We start from the raw sequence: 4,744 nt of genomic DNA on the forward strand, positions 1-4,744 counted from the left end.
GTAATTTTTTCAATGAGTTGATTTTGTCTCGCTTGCGATTTAAACTTCATAATAGAGCGTCCTCCTGGATGATGGAATTTTAAGGGCTATGACCCGTTGCGTACTTCCATCGTACCGAGGCGCTCGTTTTTTTGCAAAGCGGAAATTTAACGCTCTACAGGAATGCTAACGGGGAACTATAGCTTAACAATCACCAGAACGAGGCTGCCGGCATAAATCGACAGCCTCGTTGAGCTAACTGGCAGGATAACGAAATGGTACACTAATAAAACCAAGCCTTAGCGAAACATTAGGTAGAGCGAATTTACAACGGAGTGAGTTATAGATGGATATTCAAATACAACAAGCAAACCAATTAAACAGTGAAGGTATAAAATTAGCCCAGCAAGCAAAATTTGAAGAAGCAATTCCGTACTTTCAACAAGCGTTACATTTGTATCCAAACAATGCAACGATATATTTCAACATAGCGAATACACTAGCTGAACTAGAACGTAATGATGAAGCCGTTATTTTTTTCGACAATGCGTTAGAAATAGAACCTAATAAACCTGATTGTATTTATAATAAGGCTAATTCTTTGTCGTGTCAGGGAAAGTCTATTGAAGCAATTGCTTTGTATGAACAGGTTATACAGCTAGACCCACTTATTAGTTCAGCGTACTTTAACAAAGCTAATGAACTTAAGAAGCTAAAGAAGTACAGAGAATCATTAACAGCTTACGATAAAGCAATAGAAGCAGAACCAAACCATTCATCTGCTCATTTTAATAAAGCGATTGTATTGAAGGAACTCAAATTAGATAATGCCGCAATTGAAAGCTGCAAAAAATGTATTGAGATTGACCCCGAAAAGGACGAGGCTCACTACAATTTAGGTAACCTTCTGTATGACCAAAAGTTGTATAACGAAGCGTTGCAACATTTTGAAAAGGCTATTGAGATAAATCCAAGTGATTTAGATTATTACTACAACAAGGGCGTTGTTCTGACAAAGTTGGGTATTATTCAAGAAGCAGAAATATTTTTTAAAATATATCGAAAGTTACTCGCAAAAGAGCAAGAGAAAAATTAGAAACAATTACGCTAAAGGGTACGATAGTGGAGCAAGCTGCCAAGGTGCAGATGCTCCATTTTTTCACTCAACTAACTGGCAGTTTAGCGTAACAATGGATTTGGTATATGAGAGTTGTGTAATATACTGATAATGTGTAGGAAGGCGTTTAAAAACCTTCGCGAATTAATATAATGCAGACTTTTTAATTGGAGGGTTATAGTTGTACTTAAGTAATAAGAAGAAAATTAGAGGCTGGAAAAGACACGTAAGAAAAATTGAAAAGTGGAAGCAACGAGTTATTGATTTAGACATAGAACATCTACATCAATACCAAAGGGATTATGCAAAAATTTGGATTCATCCATTCTATGCCATCCCACGCAGAAATCCTCCTGTCTGGTACAATCGACTTCTCCTTGAAGCGATTTTGGATGTTTATCGAAGTTGGCATGAAAAGTTATCAAAATTAGATGAAGTTTTCTATCTAAAGTTATGGATATATGACCCACACTTCATCAACTCGCAGGTTGTAGCTGCGTATAAAGATTGTCTTCACTTTTACGACCAAACGTTTGATGTTGGAAATCAAGAAAAACAATTCCCTGTGCATAAGTACACTTACCTAAGAGAAAAGTTAGAAATGTTCGATTGGCACCTACATATTGATAGCGACGTTTACACAGAGAGCGATCTAATTGACAATATCCAGCAAGGTTGGACGAGTGAAAATGAAGTTGAAGCTATTAAAGGGAAGGCTTACAAAGTCGAAACAGTTCATCTTTCTGAAGTAGATACATATAAAACGTACAGCGTGAAAGTTGGAGATGTTTGGGTTGGTTCAATAAAGAAATACTAATTAACGCTCCATAATGATGGGGTTGTTATGTACATCCAGTCTGTGTAAGCACTAAACTAACGGGTACGATAGTTGAATCACATGAATGAGCAGGCGCTTCGATGGCCTGCTCATTTTACTGCGCAGTAAGGAGACCGTTTTTTTACATGTAAAATCAGTTTTTGGAAATCATAAGGAAAAAGTTGGTTGGAGGGTAGGTATGAAAAAAGCTATTTCGCTGATTTTATTTTTATATTTCTATTTAACAACTCTACCTGTTGCTTTTCAACAATTTCGGTTTTATAAAAGTCAATCTTATTATCAAGATTGTCGAGGTGTTCTTTCAGTTGTGCAATTTGATTTTTTAGCGCTGCCTTATGCGCCATCAACATTTCCATCCGCTCAATCATTGTGCTATCGCCTTGGGCTCGAAGCTCAGCATATTTCTGTATCTCTTTGATAGGCATACCTGTATCTTTTAGGCGCTTAATAAACTGAATCCAAGTCATATCATTATCAGAATAGCACCGCCTACCATTGTCTTTTCGATTCGGAATGATTAATCGTTCCTTTTCATAGTAACGCAAAGCATGAATACCGATACCAGTTATATTGGAAAATTTTCCGATTGAGTAATTCATTTTTTACCCTCCAAAAAAATCCTTTACCTAGAGTTAACTCTACATTGTACACTTTTTTTATAACAAATTAAAGGAGGTTTTTCAAATGCAAACTTCAAATAAGTATACCGTTATTACAGGTGCTAGTTCTGGTATTGGTTATGAGACAGCAAAGGCTTTTGCTGCCAGAGGAAAAAATGTGATAGCCATTGCCCGACGCCAAGACAGGCTGGAAGCCCTTAAATCAGAGATTTCTCAAATCAACTCAAAAGTAGATGTGATAATTCGCATATGTGATTTATCTCTACCCCAAGAGGTTCATAGCCTATATGATTCATTGACAGGCTATGATATCGAAACTTGGGTTAACAACGCGGGCTTTGGTAATTATTCAAGTGTAGCCATGCAGGATTTGGCTAAGATTGAAACAATGTTCCGACTGAATATTGAAGCCCTTACTGTTTTTTCAACTCTTTATGTAAGCGACTATAAAGACGTTCCCGGAACCCAACTTATCAATATTTCCTCTGGCGGCGGATATGTGATTGTTCCTAATGCCGTAACCTACTGTGCGTCAAAATTCTATGTTAGCGCATTTACAGAAGGTCTGGCACATGAATTGAAAGCCATGAATGCAAAACTTCAAGCAAAAGTTCTGGCCCCGGCAGCTACTCAGACAGAGTTTGGGCAGGTTGCCAATAACGTAGAGACTTATAATTATGACACAATATTTGGTACATATCATACCAGTCAACAGATGGCAGATTTCTTATTAAAACTTTATGAAAGTGATCAGTCGGTTGGCCGAATTGACCGAGAGACTTTTGCTTTTTCCTTATCAAGTCCCGTTTTCCAATATGCGGGCAATTCTGCTCATAATCAAAAAATTGTAAATGAATAGGAGTTGTTACCCATGAAAAAATTGTTATCTATGTTAAGAGGCCACTGAAGAACTTAAGTTTTAACGGTAGCAAGTAGAAGGCATCAAACCAAAGACGACCATTATTCCTAATTATGGGAATAGTGGTCGTCTTTTCGCTGTCTATAAGGAAAAGTCAACGAGCTCATGTAACGACAGCCTCGTTGAGCTAACGGGCAGGTTAATGCAACAAATTTTTCCCAGTTCCGTCTAATATTGTGGGTAGGTTAAAAACTAAAGGGATGTGGCAATTATGAAAAATTTTCTGATTGGGTTAATGGCATTTGTTGTTTTGATGCTTCCGCTTTCTTCAGTTTCAGCTGATTATTTTGATGACAATGCTGTAAATGTCGTTCTAAACGGTGAACCAGTTGAATTTTCTCCTAAGGCTATCGTTCATAATGGCAATACAATGGTTTCATTCCGTCAATTATTTGAAGCTTACGGGGCTAAAGTAGAGTGGAACCAGGCGACTAGATCCGTTACTGCAACGAAAGGTGATATTACGATTAAGTTAACTCAAGATAGTTTTAAGGCTTTGGTTAATGATAAAGAGTATAAACTTACTCAGACTCCTTATATAGCCAAGAATAAGTTATTCATCAATTTAAGATTTGTTAGTGAAGCGCTTGGTGCTGAAGTTAAATGGCAAAAGAACCCTCGAACGGTTTTCATTACTTGGGTTGATGAGTCTGATACCCCGAAGGGGACATTAAAGTTATTCTTTGATGCCTTAAATAAAGAGGACTTTGATAGTGTAACCCGGTTGTACGGTGGGAGTTATGAAACCCTTCAAGGTTATAATCCTAATATTGATGCGAATAACAAGATTGAATTAATGAAGTCTTATTGCACATTAAATGGAGGGCAGATTGTAAATATCGATAAGATTGTGAGCGAAGAAAAAAAATCTGAAGAAGAATACATTTTTCAACTGATTCTGAAGAATAAAGATGGAACTCCATTTCAAAATGGGAAAAAATATAATTACACAGTTAAAAATATCGAAGGGCATTTTATGGTGTTGGATCTCCCACCTTACTTATCGTAAGGTTGCCCAACGTTACACAAAATACCGAAGATGCTAAAACAAATGGATCTGGGTCGAAGCAGGTTTGAAACACACTCAATAATATCAATCATGGAGCTAACGGGAAACGATAGTTCAATGAAAACAGCCATAACCAGTCCTTTTTGTGGGACTGGTTTTTTCAATACATAATGAATAGCAAATTATCCGAAGTCAATTACGCAAAAAAAGCTCTCCGAAATACGGGAGCTTGACTTTGGATAATTTTCTTGGACGAAAACGC

5 protein-coding genes are annotated in these 4,744 nt (G+C 37.0%); 4 read left to right on the top strand and 1 reads right to left on the bottom strand.

Translation table 11 applies throughout. The annotated features are described in order from the left end of the window. Positions 1-325: 325 nt before the first annotated feature. Positions 326-1,075 carry a tetratricopeptide repeat protein gene (locus ASG81_RS28310; RefSeq protein ID WP_056642748.1) on the top strand — a complete coding sequence of 250 codons (750 nt, stop codon included), beginning with the start codon at positions 326-328 and terminating at the stop codon, positions 1,073-1,075. A 202-nt stretch (positions 1,076-1,277) separates the two neighbouring features. Then, positions 1,278-1,913, top strand: coding sequence for a hypothetical protein (locus ASG81_RS28315; protein ID WP_056642751.1), 636 nt, complete (start codon positions 1,278-1,280; stop codon positions 1,911-1,913). A gap of 209 nt (positions 1,914-2,122) precedes the next feature. Here ASG81_RS28315 and ASG81_RS28320 read toward each other — a convergent pair whose 3' ends face one another. Beyond that, positions 2,123-2,533, bottom strand: a complete 411-nt coding sequence (locus ASG81_RS28320; RefSeq protein ID WP_056642752.1) for a MerR family transcriptional regulator — start codon at positions 2,531-2,533, stop codon at positions 2,123-2,125. Between the two features lie 85 nt (positions 2,534-2,618). Here ASG81_RS28320 and ASG81_RS28325 point away from each other — a divergent pair, with 85 nt between their 5' ends. Both ASG81_RS28325 and ASG81_RS28330 read left to right on the top strand, forming a co-directional pair. Then, on the top strand, positions 2,619-3,413 hold the full coding sequence (locus tag ASG81_RS28325; protein WP_056642755.1) for an SDR family NAD(P)-dependent oxidoreductase: 795 nt from the start codon (positions 2,619-2,621) through the stop codon (positions 3,411-3,413). 271 nt (positions 3,414-3,684) lie between these two features. Continuing rightward, positions 3,685-4,482, top strand: coding sequence for a copper amine oxidase N-terminal domain-containing protein (locus tag ASG81_RS28330; RefSeq protein ID WP_056642758.1), 798 nt, complete (start codon positions 3,685-3,687; stop codon positions 4,480-4,482). Positions 4,483-4,744 lie beyond the last annotated feature (262 nt).

This window comes from Paenibacillus sp. Soil522, from assembly GCF_001428245.1.
GTDB lineage: Bacteria > Bacillota > Bacilli > Paenibacillales > Paenibacillaceae > Pristimantibacillus.